An 18,579-nucleotide genomic window follows, 5' to 3' on the forward strand; every position below is an offset into this window, starting at 1 on the left:
GCGCCGGCCGCGACGCGCCGGACGGACTTCCCCCGGAGGTCACGTATCCATTACGGTCTGCATGTCCGTGATGCCCGGTGCATCGCGGGCCGGGATGCGAGAAGAACGGATGGATCACGTGGTCGGTCGCGCGGGCGCCCTCAGGGACTCCCTGACGGGCAGGCGGCGGCTCGTCGCGCAGGCGGCGATCCTGGCGACCGTGGTCGGTGCGACCGGGGTCTTCGCGCTCGCCCACAAGTCCGTGACGATCGACCTCGACGGCGAGGTCCGCACCGTGAGCGCCTACGGTTCCACGGTCGGCGAGCTGCTGGCGTTCCAGAAGATCACGGTCAAGGACAGCGACCTCGTCGAGCCCGCCGCCTCGGCCGCCGCGAGCGACGGAGGCACGATCGTCGTGCGGACGAGCCGCGAGGTCTCCCTGGAGGTCGACGGCGAGCCGCAGACCTTCGTGACGACCGCGAGCACGGTGGGCGAGCTCATCAGCGCTCTGGGCCCGCGCGCGGAGGGTGCCAAGACCTCGGCGTCGCGCTCCCAGTCGATCGGACGGGAGCAGATCCGCGTCTCGACGCTCAAGACCGTCCACGTCGCGGTCGACGGCGGGGTCGTCTCGGCCACCACGGCGGAGGCCTCGGTCCAGGGTGTCCTCGACCACGCGGGGATCGTGCTGTCGGAGGGGGACGCGGTCTCGGTCCCGCTCGGCGCCGCGGCCGTCGACGGCATGCTCGTCCTGGTCACCCGTGCGGCGCAGGGGGCGGCGACGGTCACGGAGTCGCTGCCCTTCGCCACGGAAGAGGTCAAGGATCCCTATCTCCCCCAGGGGCAGCGCAACGTCAGGACCTCCGGCAAGGTCGGCGAGGCGGTCACGACCTACGAGATCCAGACGGTCGGAGGGGCCGAGGTCTCGCGGACCGTTCTCGAGCGCACGGTCACCCGTGAGCCGCGTACCGAGGTCGTCGTGGTCGGCACGCTCGACCCGTCGACGATCAAGGTCGACCCGGGATCCTCCAAGGCGATCGCCAAGTCCCTCGCCGCCCAGCGAGGGTGGGGCGACGACCAGTTCGCGTGCCTCGACCTGCTCTGGATGAAGGAGAGCAAGTGGAACGCGACCGCGGAGAACCGGTCGAGCGGTGCCTACGGCATCCCGCAGGCTCTCCCCGGTTCCAAGATGGCCAGCGCTGGCGCCGACTGGCGGACCAACCCGGCGACCCAGATCACCTGGGGCCTGGGGTACATCGAGGGCCGCTACGGCACGCCGTGCGGGGCATGGAGCCACTCGCAGGCCAAGGGCTGGTACTGACACCTCTCGGACGCCGGTGCGGGGGCTCTCGTGACCACGGTGATGTGTCGCCCGTCTCCGGGACCTGTGAAGGTTTCACCCGCGAAGCGCGTATCACGCCCCTGACATAGGTGGAGAAATGTGGACAGAAGCGCCCCCGGATGCGGGTCGCACGGTTGGCAGCGGATAACGGATCGGTTACGGTCAACTGTCGCGCGCTGCTGCCCGTCCTGTGTTCACCCGCTCATCGCCGGGTGCGTCTCCCGCTCATCGCCGGGTGCCCAGGACCGGAGGGTGCGCGTCCTGCTGTGGTCCTGAGCATCGGGCCGTCGGCGGAAAACGACAGCCGGATCGGTCTTTCGGAACCAGCGGTGGGACGCCCTCGGGCGACCCGCTCCGACGCTCCTTCGAGCGCCGGGACCGTCGGTGGCGCACCGCGCCGCCCGAACTCCGTGCCCGGGAGGCTCGACGACTGGACTCGAGTGAAGAACCCCCTGAACCGGACCGCACACGCGGCCAGCGCCACTGCCCCCGTTTCTTCGACTTCTGATGGTGTCGAGGCTGAGGCCTCCGCCACTTCCCCTGCTGTGCGGCGTCGCCGTTGGCCCTTGATCGCCGGTGCGACTGCTGTCGCGCTCGTGGCGACCGGTGCGGTCGCGTACGGTTCCGCGAAGAAGACCGTCGAGCTCGACGTCGATGGTGAGATCACCACGGTGAGCACGTTTGCCGGTTCGGTCGAGGGTCTCCTGGCCGAGGAGGGTGTGCGGGTCACCGACAAGGACCTGATCGCTCCTGCGGGTGATTCCGCGCTCAAGAACGGTGCTGACGTCGTCGTGCGTTATGGGCGTCAGGTGACCGTGCAGACCGATGGTCAGCAGAGCGACGTGTGGGTCACGGCTCTGGACGCCGACGAGGCGCTCGACACGCTCGCGGGTCGTGGCGCCGACGTGCGCCTGGTCGCCTCCCGCGCCGGTGCCGACGGGCGTGCGGCCCTGCCGCTGCGTCTCGACGCGAACGGGCCCGTGAGCGTCGTGGCCGACGGCCAGACCAAGACGGCCCCCGACGGGTCGATCGGCGTCAACTCGATCCTCGACCAGCAGGGCGTCGTGCTCGGCGAGCAGGACCGCGTCTCGGTCGCCCGCGACGAGGCTGCGGACCCCGCGATCTCCCTCGTGGTGCAGCGCGTCGCCGTGAGCGACGTCCCCACCGTCACGCCGATCCCCTTCGAGACGGTCACCGAGCAGGACGCGAACCGCTTCGCGGACCAGGACCCGGTCGTCAAGCAGGAGGGCGTCGAGGGCGCCTCGACCAAGGTCGAGACCGTCACGACGGTCGACGGCGTCGAGGAGTCCCGCGTGCTGGTCTCGGACGGCGTCACGGCCGAGCCGGTCGCCAAGATCGTCGTGCAGGGCACCAAGGAGCGCCCGAAGGCGGCTCCGGCGCCCAAGGCCGCACCCCAGGCCGCCGCGGCGGCCCCCAAGGCGAGTGGGTCGGCGGCCGCTCCCGCGGCGCCGAGCACCGTCGGCGGTGACGTCTGGGCCGCTCTCGCGAAGTGCGAGTCGGGCGGCAACCCTGCGACGAACACCGGCAACGGCTACTACGGCCTGTACCAGTTCTCCGCCAGCACCTGGAGGGCCATGGGCGGCTCCGGCCTCCCGTCGGACGCGTCCGCCGAGGAGCAGACGATGCGCGCCCAGATGCTCCAGGCGCGGTCGGGCTGGGGCCAGTGGCCCGCGTGCACCAAGAAGCTGGGCCTGCGCTGAGCAGCAGTACGGCCTGACGGTCCCGCTGGGGCCGTCGGACGGAGAGGGTGCGATCCACAGCGAGAGCTGCGGGTCGCACCCTCTCCCGCGTCTGCGGTGCGACAAGGGCTGCGGGCCACCGGTGTGCCGCCTGCGCCCGCCGGGTGCCGGCGCTCACCCCACCCCCGCCCACCCGTACCCGTGGGCAGTGTGCGAGGTCTGCCGGCGAGGGCCCGTTTCGTCCTGTGACGTGTCCCGCACGCTGCGAGATCGACTTGGTGATCCATAACGGATCGGTTACGGTCGAGTGTCTCGCGTGCAGAGTTCACCAGAGTGTGATGGCCGCGAGTGGTGCCGACCGGGAAGAAGCCCTGGAAGCGGCGCCCGGACCGCCGGATCGGCTGGTCGAGACCCCGGAGCGACCTCGTCGCCCCGCGCACGGCGCGGAAGGGGACAGTGCCACGACACGCCCTCGGCCCCCCGTGCCCGGACAGCACGACGACTGGACTCGAGTGAAGAACCCCTTCCGCACGACCGTGGACGCGCAGCGCACGGCGCGTCACTCCGCAACCACCCCTTCGACTTCTGATGGTGTCGAGGCTGAGGCCTCCGCCACTTCCCCTGCTGTGCGGCGTCGCCGTTGGCCCTTGATCGCCGGTGCGACTGCTGTCGCGCTCGTGGCGACCGGTGCGGTCGCGTACGGTTCCGCGAAGAAGACCGTCGAGCTCGACGTCGATGGTGAGATCACCACGGTGAGCACGTTTGCCGGTTCGGTCGAGGGTCTCCTGGCCGAGGAGGGTGTGCGGGTCACCGACAAGGACCTGATCGCTCCTGCGGGTGATTCCGCGCTCAAGAACGGTGCTGACGTCGTCGTGCGTTATGGGCGTCAGGTGACCGTGCAGACCGATGGTCAGCAGAGCGACGTGTGGGTCACGGCTCTGGACGCCGACGAGGCGCTCGACACGCTCGCGGGTCGTGGCGCCGACGTGCGCCTGGTCGCCTCCCGCTCCACCGCAGACGGCCGCCCCGAGCTCGGCGTGAAGCTCGACGCGAACGGACCCGTCAACGTGGTCGTCGACGGCCAGACGGTCGTCGCGCCGGACGGCTCCATCGGCATCGACGCGCTGCTCGAGCAGCAGGGCGTCGTGCTCGGCGAGCAGGACCGCGTCTCGGTCGCCCGCGACGAGACGGCCGACCCCGCGGTCTCGGTCGTCGTCCACCGGGTCACCGTGACGGACGTCCCCACCGTGACCCCCCTCCCGTTCGAGACGACGGTCCAGGAGGACGCGAACGTCTACAAGGACGAGGCGTCGACCGTCGCCCAGGAGGGTGTCGAGGGCGCGCACACCCTCGTCGAGCGCGTCACCGTGGTCGACGGCGTCGAGGAGTCCCGTGAGGTCGTCTCGGACGGCGTCACGGCCGAGCCGGTCGCCAAGATCGTCGTGCAGGGCACCAAGGAGCGCCCGAGCGGCCCGGCAGCTGCCGGGTCGGCGCGCGAGATCGGGCGCCAGCTCGTCGCGGCCCGCGGCTGGGGCGGCGACCAGTTCCAGTGCCTCGACAAGCTCTGGACCAAGGAGAGCAACTGGAACTCCTCGGCGACCAACCGGTCGTCGGGCGCGTTCGGGATCCCGCAGTCCCTGCCGGCCTCGAAGATGGCCTCGGCGGGTGCCGACTGGCGGACCAACCCGGCGACCCAGATCACCTGGGGCCTGAACTACATCGCGGGCAGCTACGGCACTCCGTGCGCGGCGTGGGGCCACTCCCAGGCGAAGAACTGGTACTGATCCCGCGCGGACGCCGTGCCCCCTCCCGGCGGAGGGGTTCGTACCGGGCCAACCGGTAGGCTTCCCTGCATGAACGACACCCCCAGCGCCCTGCTCGGTCCGGCACAGATCCGCGACCTGGCAGGGCGTCTGGGTGTGCGGCCCACCAAGACGCTCGGCCAGAACTTCGTGCACGACGGCGGGACCGTCCGCAAGATCGTGCGGACCGCCGGGATCGGGGCCGGGGACCGCGTGGTCGAGGTCGGCCCGGGGCTCGGGTCGCTGACCCTGGGGCTGCTCGAGGTCGGTGCGAGCGTGGTCGCCGTCGAGATCGACCCGCCGCTGGCGCAGCAGCTCGCGGCGACCGTCGCGGTGCACCAGCCGGACGCGGCCGACCGCCTCACGGTCGTCGCCGCCGACGCGCTCGAGGTCACCGAGCTCCCGGGCGAGGCACCCACTGCGCTGGTCGCCAACCTCCCGTACAACGTCGCGGTGCCCGTCCTCCTGACGTTCCTCGAGCGCTTCGACTCGTTGCAGCGGGTCCTCGTCATGGTGCAGGCCGAGGTCGCGGACCGGCTCGCGGCGCCGCCCGGCAGCCGGACCTACGGGGTGCCGTCGGTCAAGGCGGCCTGGTACGCCTCGGCCTCGCGGGCCGGCACGGTAGGGCGCAGCGTGTTCTGGCCCGTGCCGAACGTGGACTCGGCGCTCGTCGCGCTCGACCGGCGCGAGCCTCCCAGCACGACGGCGACCCGCGAGGAGGTCTTCGCGGTCGTCGACGCGGCCTTCGCCCAGCGCCGCAAGATGCTCCGCTCGGCCCTGGCCGGGATCGCGGGGTCGTCGGCCGCGGCGGTCGAGGCGCTCGAGCGCGCGGGTGTCGACCCGACGGCGCGTGGTGAGCGGCTGACGGTCGAGGAGTTCGCGCGCATCGCGGAGCAGCTCCCGCTCGTGCGGGCCGAGGCGGCGGCTTCCGCAGGCGAGCACCCGGACCGACCTGGCACAGTGGACGCGTGAGCTCCCACCTGTCCGCTGCGCCTCCCGTCGCCGTGCGGGTGCGGGCGCCCGGGAAGGTCAACCTGTCGCTGCGGGTCGGGGCGTGCCAGGAGGACGGCTACCACCCGCTGGTCACGATCTTCCAGGCGGTCTCGCTGGTCGAGGAGGTCGAGGCGACCCTGGTGACGCCCGGCGAGGGCATCTCGCTGACGGTCTCCGGGGCGCAGGCCGAGCGTGTCCCGGTCGACGGGTCCAACCTCGCGTGGCGTGCCGCGGAGTCGCTCGCCCGCTACACCGGGGTGGATCCCGACGTCCGGCTGCACATCCGCAAGGGCGTGCCCGTCGCGGGCGGCATGGCCGGTGGGTCCGCCGACGCGGCGGCCACGCTCGTCGCGTGCGACCTGCTGTGGGAGACCGGGCTCTCGCGGGGCGAGATGGCTGACCTCGCGGCGGGGCTCGGCTCGGACGTGCCGTTCGGCCTGGTCGGGCACACTGCGGTGGGCACCGGACGGGGTCATCTCCTGACCCCGGCGATGTCCCGTGGCGAGTTCCACTGGGCCTTCGCGGTGCGCGACGAGGGGCTGTCGACGGCCAAGGTGTTCCAGACGTTCGACGAGGTCGTGGGCGGGACCCCCGACGTCGAGCTGTCGGACGACACCGAGCTCATGCAGGCGCTGCGTGCCGGGGATCCCGTGGGGCTCGGTCGGGCGCTGCACAACGACCTGCAGGCCGCGACGCTCGCCCTGGCGCCCGAGCTGGCCCGGACCTTGGAGGTCGCGCACGAGGTCGGGGCTCTCGGGGTGATCGTCTCGGGCTCGGGCCCGACGATCGCCGCCCTCGCCCGCAGCCGGCAGCACGCGCTCGCGATCGCGGCCTCCTGGACGGCGGCGGGCGTCGCGGACTCGGTGCACTGCGCCACGGGCCCGGCGGCGGGCGCCCGCGTCCTGCCCTCCTGACGCACGCACTCCCCGGGTCCGCCACGTCCTGGCGCCCGCGTGCCGACGCGTATCCTCGCTAGGGCACCTCCCCCCTCCCGAAGGAACTCATGGCACACCTCCTCGGCGCCGACGACATCCGCCTCGTCGTCGGCACCCGCATCCTGCTCGACGGCGTGAGCCTGGGCCTCGACGACGGCGACCGCGTGGGCGTCGTCGGCCCCAACGGCGCCGGCAAGTCCACGCTGCTGCGTCTCCTCGCGGGGACCGCGGTGCCCGACGCCGGACGCGTCACCCGGGTGGGTGGGCTGCGGATCGGGATGCTCGACCAGCGCGACGAGTCGCCCGAGGGCACCACGATCCGAGACCTGGTCCACGGGGAGTCGGCCGAGCACACGTGGGCGGGCGACGCGGGCATCCGTGCGGTGCACGCGGGCCTGCTCGAGGACCTGGACCTGGACGCCCCGGCGTCGACGCTGTCGGGTGGTCAACGACGCCGCGTCGCGCTCGCGGCGCTGCTGGTCGCGGAGCACGACGTGCTGTTCCTCGACGAGCCCACCAACCACCTCGACGTCGAGGGGGTCGCGTGGCTCGCCGAGCACCTCCAGGCGCGGTACGCGCGTCCCGGTGCCCGCGGCGCGCTCGTGGTCGTGACGCACGACCGCTGGTTCCTCGATGCGGTCTGCACGCGCATGTGGGAGGTCACGGGCGACGGATCGGGCTCGGTCGAGGGGTACGAGGGCGGGTACGCGGCGTACGTCCTGGCCCGCGCCGAGCGCGCCCGCACAGCGGCCGTCACGGCCGAGAAGCGCAACAACCTGCTCCGCAAGGAGCTCGCCTGGCTCCGTCGCGGCGCCCCGGCCCGCACGTCGAAGCCCAAGTTCCGGCTCGACGCCGCGGCCGCGCTCATCGCCGACGAGCCGAACCCCCGTGACTCGCTCGAGCTCACGCGCATGGCCACGCGCCGCCTCGGCAAGGACGTGCTGGACCTCGAGGGCGTGACGGTCCGGATGTCGGCACGTGACGGTGATACCGAGGCGGCGGAGAAGGTCCTGTTCGACGACGTCACCTGGCGCCTCGGCCCGGGGGACCGCTACGGCGTGGTCGGGGTCAACGGCGCGGGCAAGACGACGCTCCTGCGGCTCCTGGCCGGGCGGCTCGCCCCCACAGCGGGCACGGTCAAGCGCGGCAAGACGATCCACGTCGCCGAGCTGACCCAGGACGTCGACGAGCTCGACGAGATCGGCGGCCTGCGGGTCGTCGAGGTCATCGAGCAGGAGAAGCGCACGGTAGCGGTCGACGGCAAGGAGCTCACGGCGGCCCAGCTCGTCGAGCGCCTCGGCTTCACGCGCGAGCGCTCCCAGACGCTGGTCCGCGACCTGTCGGGTGGTGAGCGCCGGCGCCTGCAGCTTCTGCGTCTGCTCGTCGGAGAGCCCAACGTGCTGCTGCTCGACGAGCCCACCAACGACCTCGACACCGACACGCTCGCGGCCATCGAGGACCTCCTCGACGGCTGGCCCGGGACGCTCGTCGTCGTCTCGCACGACCGCTACCTGCTCGAGCGTGTCTGCGACCGTGAGGTCGCACTGCTGGGCGACGGCACGATCCGTGACCTGCCGGGCGGCGTCGAGGAGTACCTCGCGCTGCGCAAGGCCGCGATCGCGGCGGCCTCCGCCGGGTCACGCACCGGTGCGACGAGCGCCGGGGCCGGTGCGACGTCGTCGGGCACGGGGAGCCCCGACGGCACCGGGAACGCAGGCGCTCAGGCGGCCCCGTCCGGCGCGGACGTGCGGGCCGCGAAGAAGGAGATCGGGCGCATCGAACGACGCCTGTCCAAGATCGCGGAGCTGGAGGCGCGCCTGCACGACAAGATGGCGGCCCAGGCGACCGACCATGCCGCGATCCTCGACCTCGACAAGCAGCTCCGCGAGCTCGCCGACGAGAAGGACACGCTCGAGGCCGAGTGGATGGAAGCGGCCGAGCTGCTCGACTGAACGCCGTGCTGGTCAGGCCTCGAACTGCCCCACGACGGTGCGCAGCAGGTTCGCGAGCTGCAGCCGCTCGGCGGGCGCGAGGGCCGCGAGGACCTCGCGCTCGACGGCCAGGAGGTCGCTCATGGCGGCGTCGACGCGCTCGAGGCCCTCGGGCGTGAGCTCGACGAGCACACCGCGGCGGTCGTCGGGCGAGCGGTGACGCTGCACGAGCCCGCGCGCCTCGAGGCGGTCGATCCGGTTGGTCATGGTGCCGCTCGTGACGAGCGTCTGCGTGATGAGCGCCCCGGGGGACAGGCGGTACGGCTCGCCCGCCCGGCGCAGCGCGGACAGCACGTCGAACTCCCAGGTCTCGAGGTGCCCGCGCGCGAACGCGCTGCGGCGCGCGAGGTCCAGGTGGCGGGCCAGCCTGCTGACGCGGGAGAACACGGTGAGCGGCTCGACGTCCAGGTCCGGACGCTCGCGCTGCCAGGCGTCGACGATGCGGTCGACCTCGTCCGGGTGCGGGTGCTGCATGAACGCGAGATTACTCGACATTCCTCGACATCAAGAGTCTTGACGGGTCGACCCGCCCCGGACGGGACCGGTCAGCTCGCACGCAGGGCGTCCTTGAGCTTGATCCGGCCGCCCGTGCGCAGCACCGCGTTCGAGTAGATCTTGCCCGCGAGCCACACCAGGACGGGCACGAGCGCGAGCGAGAGCCCGACCGCGAGCAGGATCTCCCACGTCTCGACAGTGCCCAGTGCGATCCGGATCGGCATGAGCAGGGGCGAGCAGAACGGGATGTAGGACAGCCACACGACGAGCGGGTTCTCGGGGTCCCACGGGCCGATCGAGATCCCGATGATGTACGGGATCATCATGAGCGTCAGGACCGGTGTGATGACCGAGCCCACGTCCTCCTGCCGCGAGACGAGCGCCGCGAGCGCGGCCAGGGCCAGCGAGTACATGACGAAGCCGATCACGAACCACACGAGCACCCAGGCCGCGGTCGCCCCGAGGTTCACGCTGCTCGCGTCGACGAGCCCCAGGGCGAACGCCGTCCCGACGCCGCCCCCCACGACCACCACGAGCTGCATGAGGCCGATCACGCCGATGCCCAGGACCTTGCCCGCCATGAGCTGCCAGGGCCGGATCGTCGCGAGCAGCAGCTCGACCACGCGGCTCGTCTTCTCCTCCACGACGCCCTGCGCCACGAGCTGCCCGCAGGTCATGAGCGCGATGAAGATGAGGATCCCGCCGACCATGCCCGTGACGATCTGCGCGGGGTCGCGCTCCTCGGCAGGTTCGAGCGTCTCGACCGTGGGCGCGGCGGTCGCGATCTCCTGCGCGACGGCGGACGGGTCGCCGCCGAGGTCGGTGACGGCCCCGGACAGGGCCGCCTGCTGGGCGAGCCCCGTGAAGACGGGCGCCAGGGTCGTACCCAGCTCCTCCCGCACGACGACCGTGAACGACTCGGGGCTGCCGGTGACCAGTGCGTCGAGGTCCCCGTCGGCGACCTGGGTCCGACCCTCGGACTCCGAGACCTCGGTGACCTCGATCTCGGTCCCGACCGCCGCGCCCGCAGCGGTGAGCTGGGGGCCGAGGGCCTCGGCCTCCGACGTGACGCCGACCTTCTGGGCAGCGGGGCCCTGGTCGCCGACCAGGCTCAGTAGGAACCCGCCCAGCACCACACCGACGAGCAGGGCGACCGTGGTCCAGACGAACGCCTTGGAGCGGATGCGGGTCGAGATCTCCCGTCCCGCCACGAGGGACACCGCGCCCCACGTGCTGACGGGGGAGTCGTGCTGCGTCCTGGTCGGCGGGGCCGGGGGCCGGCGGTCGGCGCTCATGCCGAGACCTCCTGACGGGTCGTAGGGGGCGTGTGGTCGTCGCCCGACGCGTCGGCGCCCGCCGCGGGGGCGGCCGCGTCGTCGCTGCTCACGACGTGGCGGAAGAGCTCGGTCAGGGAGGGGCGCTGCGGTGTGAACTCCCGCACCGGGCCCGTGGCCAGGGCCGCGCGCAGGATCACCTGCTCGGCCCCGTCCTGGGGCGAGTCGACCTCGAGGAAGGTCCTGGCGCCGTCGTACCGCACGACGTGGACGCCCGGGAGCTCGGCCGCCCACCCGGGCGGCGCCTGCGGGGCGTCGACGACCCACTGGGGGCGCTGCGTCGCGCGCAGCTCCTCGATCCCGCCGACCTCGACCATCTCGCCCGCCTTGACGATCCCCACGCGGTCGCACAGCCGCTCGACCAGGTCGAGCTGGTGCGACGAGAAGACGACGGGGACGCCCGCGGCGGCGCGGTCGCGCAGCACGCCGCTCATGACGTCGACCGCGACCGGGTCCAGCCCGGAGAACGGCTCGTCGAGCACCAGGATGTCCGGGTCGTGCACGAGCGCGGCCGCGAGCTGGACGCGCTGCTGGTTGCCGAGCGAGAGCTTCTGGACCTCGTCGCCACGACGCGAGTCGATCCCGAGGACCTGGGTCCAGTGCTCCGTCGCGGCGCGCGCCGCGCTCGTGCTCAGCCCGTGCAGCCGGGCCAGGTACTCGAGCTGGTCGCCGACCTTCATCCTGGGGTAGAGCCCACGCTCCTCGGGCATGTAGCCGATCCGACGGCGCATGGCCAGGTCGAGCGGTCGGCCGTCCCACCGGACCTCGCCCGAGTCGGGCGCGAGCACCCCGAGCGCGATGCGCATGGTGGTCGTCTTGCCGGCACCGTTCGAGCCGACGAAGCCGAAGATCTCGCCGGCGCCGACCGTGAAGGACATGTCGCGCAGCGCGCGCACCGTCCCGTACGTCTTGTTCAGCCTGTCGATCTCGAGAGTCGCCATGGGTCAACGAAACCATGCGACGCGGCCGCCGTCACGGGCGGAATGTCACGGGTTCGAGGCCCCGTGGGTCGGCGGCCGGCCGGCGGTCAGTCGGCGGCGCGGTCCTTGGTCGTGAGTGACGGCTTCTTCTCCATGCCGGACAGGCCGTTCCACGCCAGGTTGACCAGGTGCGCCGCGACGTCGGCCTTCTTGGGGCTGCGGACGTCGAGCCAGTACTGACCCGTCAGCGCGACCATGCCGACGAGCATCTGGGCGTAGATGGGCGAGACCCGAGGGTCCAGGCCGCGGCGTTTGAACTGTTCCGCGAGCAGGTGCTCGACCTGGGTCGCGACGTCCCCGATGAGGCTGGAGAACGTCCCCGTCGCCTGGGCGACGGGGGAGTCGCGCACGAGGATCCGGAACCCGTCCTCGGAGGTCTCGATGTACGTCAGCAGCGCGAGGGCCGTGCGCTCGAGCAGCACCTTGGGGTGGCCGCCCATCGAGAGGGCTCCGGTGAGCGCGCTGGTCAGGCCCTGGATCTCGCGGTCCACGATGACCGCGTAGATGCCTTCCTTGCCGCCGAAGTGCTCGTACACCACGGGCTTGGACACCTCGGCGCGTGCCGCGATCTCCTCGACGCTCGTCCCTTCGAACCCCTTCTCCGCGAACAGGACACGGCTCACCGTGAGGAGCTGTTCACGGCGCTGGCTCGCGGTCATGCGGGATCTGGGAGGACGTCTGGAGTCTGCGGGCACGGCACCATCATGCCGTGCCCGGCCGTCCGGGGGGCCGGGATGAGATGGTTCGCCTCGCGGGACGAGCCCCGAGTGACTGCCTCCTCACACGTTTTCTCCACGTCTGGACACCGTTCGGGCCCCGAGCACGGCGCGAGACCTGGCAGACTGTTCTCCGGACGAGCGATGGTGCGCGCGACCGCGGGTTCACCCCCGGACGGCGCGCCGTGTCCAGTCCGTTCCGCCTTGGTGTAATCGGCAGCACAAGGGTTTTTGGTGCCTTTAGTCCAGGTTCGAGTCCTGGGGGCGGAGCTCGTGCCACCAACCAGATGGGAAGCCCCAGTGACCGACGCTGTGCCCGACTCACCGCCAGCCGCAGTCATCGTCCTCGCCGCTGGTGCGGGGACACGGATGAAGTCCGCGACGCCGAAGGTCCTCCATCCCCTCGCCGGACGCAGCCTGCTCGGCCACGCGATGGTCGCGGCCCGTGACCTGTCTCCGCTGCGGATCGCCGTCGTGGTCCGGCACGAGCGCGACCTCGTGGCGGCCGCAGCCCTCGAGGTCGTCCCGTCGGCCCTCGTGGTCGACCAGGACGACGTACCGGGCACCGGTCGTGCCGTGCAGTGCGCGCTCGAGGCGCTCGACGTGCGGGCGCAGGCCGAGGCCGCCGCCCACGGGGTGCCGATCGGGCACGAGGGGCGGGGCGCCGTCGACGGTCTCGACGGGTCGGTCGTCGTCCTCGCGGGGGACATCCCGCTGCTGGACGCGGCGACGCTGGCCGATCTGCTCGACGCGCACCGCTCGGGCGGCAACGCCGTGACGGTCCTGACGACCGAGGTCGACGACGCGACCGGCTACGGCCGGATCGTCCGCGACGACGCCGGGGGAGTCCTGAGCATCGTCGAGCACAAGGACGCGACGGACGAGCAGCGTGCGATCCGGGAGATCAACTCCTCGGTCTACGTCTTCGACGCAGGTGTCCTGCGCGGCGCCCTCCAGCAGGTCACCCAGGAGAACGCGCAGGGCGAGGTCTACCTGACCGACGTGCTCCAGATCGCCCGCGAGGGCGGGGGGCGCGTCGGTGCGCTCCGGGTCGCCGACCCGCTCCTCGTCGAGGGGGCGAACGACCGTGCCCAGCTCGCGACGCTGCGCGCCGAGCTCAACCGCCGCATCCTCACCCGCTGGATGCTCGAGGGGGTCACGGTGATCGACCCGGCGACGACCTGGGTCGACGTCGACGTGGACCTCGGGCACGACGTGACGCTGCTCCCCGGCACCCAGCTCCACGGTGCGACGACGATCGGGGCGGGCTCGACCATCGGCCCGGACACGACGCTCACCGACATGGAGGTCGGCGTGGGCGCCACCGTGACCCGCACGCACGGCAGCCAGTCGGTCGTCGGCGACGGAGCGAGCGTCGGGCCGTTCGCCTACCTGCGCCCCGGCACGGACCTCGGGGCCAAGGGCAAGATCGGCACGTTCGTCGAGACCAAGAACGCGACGATCGGCACCGGCTCCAAGGTGCCGCACCTGTCCTACGTGGGCGACGCGACGATCGGCGAGCACACCAACATCGGTGCCGCGAGCGTCACGGTCAACTACGACGGCGTCTCCAAGCACCGCACCGTCATCGGCTCGCACGCCCGGACCGGTGCGGACAACATGTTCGTCGCCCCCGTCACGGTGGGCGACGGCGCGTACACGGCCGCAGGCTCCGTGATCCGCCGCGACGTGCCGGCCGGTGCGCTCGGCGTGAGCGGCGCCCCGCAGCGCAACGTCGACGGCTGGGTCGCCCGCCGCCGCCCGGGCACGGCCGCCGCCGACGCCGCCGCGCGGGCCCACGAGAACGACGACGACACGCCCCCTCCGCTGGGAGCCCAGGCCCAGGCGCAGCTCGCCGAGGCCACCGCGGCGACCCCGGCCCCCCGACCGACCCCGGTGCCTGCGAGCCCGGGTGTCCCCACCGTCCCCGACGGATCCAGCACCACGACCAGCAGCACGAACGAAGGGCCTTCCCCACGATGAGCAGCACGATCGCCGGCAACGGGGACAAGTCCCTCGTCCTCGCGTCCGGGCGCGCGCACCCCGAGCTCGCCAAGGACGTCGCGCGGGAGCTGGGCATCGACCTGCTCCCGACGACCGCGTACGACTTCGCCAACGGCGAGATCTACGTCCGTTTCGGGGAGAGCGTCCGCGGCGCGGACATCTTCCTCCTGCAGAGCCACACGGCGCCGATCAACCAGTGGATCATGGAGCAGCTGCTCATGGTCGACGCGGCCAAGCGTGCCTCGGCCAAGACCATCACGGTCGTCCAGCCGTTCTACGGCTACGGCCGTCAGGACAAGAAGCACCGCGGTCGCGAGCCGATCTCGGCCCGTCTCATCGCGGACCTGTTCCGCACGGCCGGCGCCGACCGTCTCATGAGCGTCGACCTGCACGCCGCGCAGACCCAGGGCTTCTTCGACGGCCCCGTGGACCACCTGTGGGCCATGCCGATCCTCACGGACTACGTCCGCTCGCGCGTCGACACGTCGAACGTCACGGTCGTCTCGCCCGACGCGGGCCGTATCCGCGTCGCCGAGCAGTGGGCCGCGAAGCTCGGTGGCGGACCGCTCGCGTTCGTCCACAAGACGCGCGACATCACGCGCCCCAACCAGGCCGTCGCGAACCGCGTCGTGGGTGACGTCGAAGGCCGCGACTGCGTCCTCGTCGACGACCTGATCGACACGGGCGGCACCATCGCGGAAGCCGTCAAGGTCTGCCTCGCGGCAGGCGCCAAGTCCGTCATCGTCGCGGCGACGCACGGCGTCCTGTCCGACCCGGCGGCGCAGCGCCTGTCCGAGTGCGGTGCGAGCGAGGTCGTCGTGACCGACACCCTGCCGATCTCCGCGGAGAAGCACTTCCCGCAGCTCACGGTCCTGTCGATCGCGCCGCTCCTGGCGCGCGCGATCCGCGAGGTCTTCGACGACGGATCGGTCACGTCGCTGTTCGACGGCAACAGCTGAGGCTCGTCCCGCGCGGTACGACGGCCCGCCCCACCGACCTGGTCGGAAGGGGCGGGCCGCCGTCGTCGCCGGGCCGTCGCACGAGGAGGCGCGCCGGCCGGGGCGCGTCCCACCCGGGCGGCGGCGCCGTCGGGCTGGCAGCATGTCTGCTGTGACCCAGCCGACCCAGCCGACCCAGCCGACCCAGCCCCTCCTCGACCCGCTCGCCGGGGTGACCACCACCGGGCAGGGGGCCGCGTCCGCAGTACCCGACGTCGTGGTGGTCGAGCTCGGCGCCGAGGCGTCCGGCGCCGACGTCCAGGTGGCGCTCGACGCCGCGAACGCCGGGGTGCGCGCGGCGCGCGAGGCGCTGCTCGCCGGCGGGGTCGCGGCCGAGGACCTGCGCACCGCGCAGACGTCCACCTGGACGCAGTCGTCCCAGCAGCCCGACGGCGCCGCGACGCTCTCCGTCACCGCTCGCCTGACGCTGCGGGTCACCGTGCGCGACGTCCTGTCGTCGGGGGAGCTCGTGCGGGCCGCGCTCGGTGCGGCCGGCGCTGTCGCGAGGCTCGACTCGATGCGCTTCGCGGTGAGCGACCCCGCGCCGCTCGCGGTCGCCGCACGCGAGGAGGCGTTCGCCGACGCGCGGGCGCGGGCCGAGCAGTACGCGGTGCTCGCGGGGCGCACGCTCGGACCCGTCGTCGAGGTGAGCGAGCAGGGCGGCGGGGCCGCACCGATGCCCCGCATGATGTCCGCCAAGGCGGGCGCGTACGACGCGATGGCCGTCGACCCGGGGCGCGAGCAGGTCGACGCGAGCGTGACCGTGCGCTGGGCGTGGGCGGACTGATCGCCGCAGGATCGTGACATTTCTCAGGGACTGCGACCCCTGGGCGCCGCTAGGTTGGATGCATGCTCATCATCGAGGACTACCTCCTGCTCGTGCTGGACGACGTCACGGGCCGCCCCGTCGGTGACGCCTCGTACCTCCAGCAGGTGGCGGCCGGTGCGCTGCTCGTCGAGCTCGCGCTGAAGGGACGCGTCGACCTCGCGGGCGACACGTCGGGGTGGCGCTCGGGACGCGTCGTGGTCCGCGACCAGTCGCCGACCGGGAGCACGCTGCTCGACGACGCGCTGGCGACGGTCAAGTCGAAGGAGGGCTCCAAGCCCAAGAGCCTGGTCGAGGTGCTGTCGCGGTCCAAGCCCGCGGACTCCGCGCTCGACGGCCTCGTCGAGCGCGGCCTGCTGCGTCGCGAGGAGGGGCGCATCCTGGGCATCTTCCCGACGACGCGCTGGCCCGCCGCGGACTCGCGCCACGAGGGCGAGGTGCGGCGCACCCTCACGCGCGTCCTGCGCGACGGCGTCGCCCCCGACGAGCGGACGGGCGCGCTCGTCGCGATGCTCGCGGCCACGAAGCAGGCCGGTCGGGTCATGGCCGCCGGTGCCGAGCTCTCGGCGACCGAGCGGCGCGAGATCGACCACCGCGCGAAGGAGCTCGCCGAGGGGAGCTGGGCGGCGGGGGCGACGCGACGCTACGTCGAGGAGATCACGGCGGCCACGACCGCGGCGCTCACCACGACGATGGTCATCGCGGGCGCGCAGTCCTGACCGTGCGCGTCCCGCCGACGAGCTGCGACACTCGCGGGTTTCCCTTGACGAGGCGCGCCCGGGTACAGTAGTTCGGTTGCCTCGGCGAGGGACGTCTGACGGCCGGTGAGACACCGGAAGGTCAGCAGGATCCTGAAGGGTCCCCGTAATCGACTGGGCGGTCGTCCTCGTGCGCCCGTCATGTGTCCCGCGCCGACGCAGCCGCCCCGTCCTCCGGTGCCAACCAGCCGGCCGGACAGCCGATCGCTTCCCACTGGTGGTCGGCCCGCAACCGTTCTTCAGGAGTTCACGTGTCCGAGATCAAGCTTGTCGCAGAGGCCCGCACCGAGTTCGGCAAGGGTGCCGCCCGTCGCATCCGTCGCGCTTCCCAGATCCCTGCCGTCCTGTACGGGCACGGCACGGACCCCGTCCACATCGCGCTCCCCGGGCACGTGACGACGCTGGCCCTCAAGCAGTCCAACGCGCTCTTCTCGATCGAGCTCGACGGCAAGCCCGTCCTCGCGATCGCCAAGGACGTCCAGCGCGACCCGGTCAAGGACGTCGTCGAGCACATCGACCTCCTCATCGTGAAGAAGGGCGAGAAGGTCGAGGTCGAGGTCAACGTGCACGTCGTCGGCGAGTCCGCTCCCGGCACGATCCACGTCGTCGAGTCGCAGACGCTCCTCCTCGAGGCCGAGGCCACGCACCTGCCGGAGGCCGTCGAGGTCTCGATCGAGGGCCTCGAGGCCGGGCACATCGTCCGCGCCGGCGAGATCACGCTGCCCAAGGGCTCCGTGTTCCACGGCGACGCCGAGCTCGCGGTCGTCGCGATCACCGAGCCGCGCAGCGAGGTCGCTGCCGAGGCAGAGGCCGAGGCCGCCGAGGCAGCCGACGAGGCTCCCGCCGAGGCCTGAGCCTCACCCTCCTGAGGGTCGGTCCCCGCTCCGCCGGGTCCGGTCCGCAGGACCGCAGGACACGTACGTTCGAGGCGTCCGGTGCCGTACGGCGCCGGGCGCCTCGAACGTTCCCCCTCAGAAGTCGATGAAGGACCAGGTGACATGACCGACCAGCCGTGGCTCGTCGTCGGGCTCGGGAATCCCGGACCCACCTACGCGGGCAACCGTCACAACGTCGGCCACATGGTGCTCGACGTCCTGGCCGGGCGGGCCGGCGCGACCTTCAGCGCGCACAAGGCGCGCGCCGCCGTGGCCGAGGCGCGCCTCGGTGTGCTGCCGGGCGGAGCCCCGGGGCCCCGGGTGCTCCTGGCCAAGCCGTCGACGTACATGAACACGTCGGGTGGTCCTGTCGCGGGCCTCGCCCAGTACTTCGGGATCGACCCCGACCACGTGATCGTCGTCCACGACGAGGTGGACATCCCGTTCGGCGACATCAAGCTCAAGTCCGGTGGCGGCGAGGGTGGCCACAACGGTCTGCGCGACATCACCAAGGCGCTCGGGACCCGCGACTACGTCCGCGTCCGCGCGGGCGTCGGTCGCCCCCCGGGGCGCATGGACACCGCGGACTACGTCCTGAAGAACTTCTCCGGTGCGGAGGCCAAGGAGCTGCCGTTCCTGCTCGACGACGCCGCGGACGCCGTCGAGATGGTCCTCACCGAGGGGCTGCTCGCGGCCCAGGGGAAGTTCCACACCAAGGCCTGACCTCCGGGCCGCCGCACGCTGCCGGTCGACATCGGGCCGGCGGCCGTGGTCCGCGAGCCCGGACTTCACCCGGGTGATGTGTCCGGTTCATCCGTTGTGGCCGGGACGTGCGCCCTAGGCTGGATCGATAT

Annotated in this window: 16 protein-coding genes and 1 tRNA gene; 13 read left to right on the forward strand and 4 right to left on the reverse strand. The window is 72.4% G+C overall.

Translation table 11 applies throughout. The features are described 5' to 3' along the window. Positions 1–109 precede the first annotated feature (109 nt). From WFH32_RS13475 to WFH32_RS13500, 6 genes are all read left to right on the forward strand, one after another. Positions 110–1,297, forward strand: coding sequence for a ubiquitin-like domain-containing protein (locus WFH32_RS13475; RefSeq protein WP_191795053.1), 1,188 nt, complete (start codon positions 110–112; stop codon positions 1,295–1,297). 587 nt (positions 1,298–1,884) lie between these two features. Then, a complete protein-coding gene (locus WFH32_RS13480) occupies positions 1,885–3,039 on the forward strand; it encodes a transglycosylase family protein (RefSeq protein WP_318243975.1) in 1,155 nt (384 codons plus the stop codon). Between the two features lie 626 nt (positions 3,040–3,665). Beyond that, positions 3,666–4,802 (forward strand): ubiquitin-like domain-containing protein, encoded by a 1,137-nt coding sequence (locus WFH32_RS13485; RefSeq protein ID WP_225227713.1) that lies wholly within the window; start codon positions 3,666–3,668, stop codon positions 4,800–4,802. A gap of 69 nt (positions 4,803–4,871) precedes the next feature. After that, positions 4,872–5,792 (forward strand): 16S rRNA (adenine(1518)-N(6)/adenine(1519)-N(6))-dimethyltransferase RsmA, encoded by a 921-nt coding sequence (rsmA, locus tag WFH32_RS13490; RefSeq protein WP_336707848.1) that lies wholly within the window; start codon positions 4,872–4,874, stop codon positions 5,790–5,792. After that, positions 5,789–6,727, forward strand: coding sequence for a 4-(cytidine 5'-diphospho)-2-C-methyl-D-erythritol kinase (locus WFH32_RS13495; protein ID WP_191795057.1), 939 nt, complete (start codon positions 5,789–5,791; stop codon positions 6,725–6,727). The genes rsmA and WFH32_RS13495 overlap by 4 nt, the downstream gene beginning before the upstream one ends. 89 nt (positions 6,728–6,816) lie before the next feature. After that, positions 6,817–8,700, forward strand: a complete 1,884-nt coding sequence (locus tag WFH32_RS13500; RefSeq protein WP_336707849.1) for an ABC-F family ATP-binding cassette domain-containing protein — start codon at positions 6,817–6,819, stop codon at positions 8,698–8,700. A 12-nt stretch (positions 8,701–8,712) separates the two neighbouring features. Here the strand turns inward: WFH32_RS13500 and WFH32_RS13505 are convergent, their stop codons facing one another. The 4 genes from WFH32_RS13505 to WFH32_RS13520 form a co-directional block, all read right to left on the reverse strand. Then, positions 8,713–9,213: a MarR family winged helix-turn-helix transcriptional regulator gene (locus tag WFH32_RS13505; protein ID WP_030153375.1), complete on the reverse strand. Its 501-nt coding sequence runs from the start codon at positions 9,211–9,213 to the stop codon at positions 8,713–8,715. 71 nt (positions 9,214–9,284) lie between these two features. Further along, a complete protein-coding gene (locus WFH32_RS13510; protein WP_336707850.1) occupies positions 9,285–10,529 on the reverse strand; it encodes an ABC transporter permease in 1,245 nt (414 codons plus the stop codon). Then, complete coding sequence (locus WFH32_RS13515) at positions 10,526–11,509, reverse strand: ABC transporter ATP-binding protein (RefSeq protein WP_336707851.1); 984 nt, start codon at positions 11,507–11,509, stop codon at positions 10,526–10,528. The genes WFH32_RS13510 and WFH32_RS13515 overlap by 4 nt, the downstream gene beginning before the upstream one ends. 86 nt (positions 11,510–11,595) lie before the next feature. After that, a complete protein-coding gene (locus WFH32_RS13520) occupies positions 11,596–12,207 on the reverse strand; it encodes a TetR/AcrR family transcriptional regulator (RefSeq protein ID WP_191795061.1) in 612 nt (203 codons plus the stop codon). Positions 12,208–12,462: 255 nt separating this feature from the next. Between WFH32_RS13520 and WFH32_RS13525 the strand changes: the two genes are divergently transcribed. From WFH32_RS13525 to pth, 7 genes are all read left to right on the forward strand, one after another. Next, a tRNA-Gln gene (locus WFH32_RS13525) sits at positions 12,463–12,534 on the forward strand. A 42-nt stretch (positions 12,535–12,576) separates the two neighbouring features. After that, positions 12,577–14,247, forward strand: coding sequence for a bifunctional UDP-N-acetylglucosamine diphosphorylase/glucosamine-1-phosphate N-acetyltransferase GlmU (gene glmU / locus WFH32_RS13530; protein ID WP_336707891.1), 1,671 nt, complete (start codon positions 12,577–12,579; stop codon positions 14,245–14,247). Then, the gene (locus tag WFH32_RS13535) at positions 14,244–15,227 is read left to right on the forward strand and encodes a ribose-phosphate diphosphokinase (RefSeq protein ID WP_138823089.1); all 984 of its coding nucleotides are present in this window, start codon (positions 14,244–14,246) and stop codon (positions 15,225–15,227) included. Before glmU ends, WFH32_RS13535 begins: the two co-directional genes overlap by 4 nt. Positions 15,228–15,378: 151 nt before the next feature. Next, on the forward strand, positions 15,379–16,053 hold the full coding sequence (locus WFH32_RS13540; protein ID WP_336707853.1) for an SIMPL domain-containing protein: 675 nt from the start codon (positions 15,379–15,381) through the stop codon (positions 16,051–16,053). A gap of 62 nt (positions 16,054–16,115) precedes the next feature. Beyond that, complete coding sequence (locus WFH32_RS13545) at positions 16,116–16,811, forward strand: GOLPH3/VPS74 family protein (RefSeq protein WP_191795063.1); 696 nt, start codon at positions 16,116–16,118, stop codon at positions 16,809–16,811. 290 nt (positions 16,812–17,101) lie between these two features. Continuing rightward, positions 17,102–17,704: a 50S ribosomal protein L25/general stress protein Ctc gene (locus tag WFH32_RS13550; RefSeq protein ID WP_191795064.1), complete on the forward strand. Its 603-nt coding sequence runs from the start codon at positions 17,102–17,104 to the stop codon at positions 17,702–17,704. A 144-nt stretch (positions 17,705–17,848) separates the two neighbouring features. Then, the gene (gene pth, locus WFH32_RS13555) at positions 17,849–18,448 is read left to right on the forward strand and encodes an aminoacyl-tRNA hydrolase (RefSeq protein ID WP_138823097.1); all 600 of its coding nucleotides are present in this window, start codon (positions 17,849–17,851) and stop codon (positions 18,446–18,448) included. Positions 18,449–18,579 lie beyond the last annotated feature (131 nt).

This window comes from Oerskovia sp. USHLN155 (assembly GCF_037145535.1).
GTDB classification, from domain to species: domain Bacteria; phylum Actinomycetota; class Actinomycetes; order Actinomycetales; family Cellulomonadaceae; genus Oerskovia; species Oerskovia rustica.

Excerpts from the sequence above, each read along its gene's own strand:
- WFH32_RS13535 (WP_138823089.1), top strand. The coding sequence starts at position 14,244 with ATGAGCAGCACGATCGCCGGCAACGGGGACAAGTCCCTCGTCCTCGCG.
- WFH32_RS13510 (WP_336707850.1), bottom strand. The coding sequence starts at position 10,529 with ATGAGCGCCGACCGCCGGCCCCCGGCCCCGCCGACCAGGACGCAGCAC.
- WFH32_RS13475 (WP_191795053.1), top strand. The coding sequence starts at position 110 with ATGGATCACGTGGTCGGTCGCGCGGGCGCCCTCAGGGACTCCCTGACG.
- rsmA (WP_336707848.1), top strand. The coding sequence starts at position 4,872 with ATGAACGACACCCCCAGCGCCCTGCTCGGTCCGGCACAGATCCGCGAC.
- WFH32_RS13515 (WP_336707851.1), bottom strand. The coding sequence starts at position 11,509 with ATGGCGACTCTCGAGATCGACAGGCTGAACAAGACGTACGGGACGGTG.
- pth (WP_138823097.1), top strand. The coding sequence starts at position 17,849 with ATGACCGACCAGCCGTGGCTCGTCGTCGGGCTCGGGAATCCCGGACCC.
- WFH32_RS13545 (WP_191795063.1), top strand. The coding sequence starts at position 16,116 with ATGCTCATCATCGAGGACTACCTCCTGCTCGTGCTGGACGACGTCACG.
- WFH32_RS13520 (WP_191795061.1), bottom strand. The coding sequence starts at position 12,207 with ATGACCGCGAGCCAGCGCCGTGAACAGCTCCTCACGGTGAGCCGTGTC.
- WFH32_RS13505 (WP_030153375.1), bottom strand. The coding sequence starts at position 9,213 with ATGCAGCACCCGCACCCGGACGAGGTCGACCGCATCGTCGACGCCTGG.
- WFH32_RS13500 (WP_336707849.1), top strand. The coding sequence starts at position 6,817 with ATGGCACACCTCCTCGGCGCCGACGACATCCGCCTCGTCGTCGGCACC.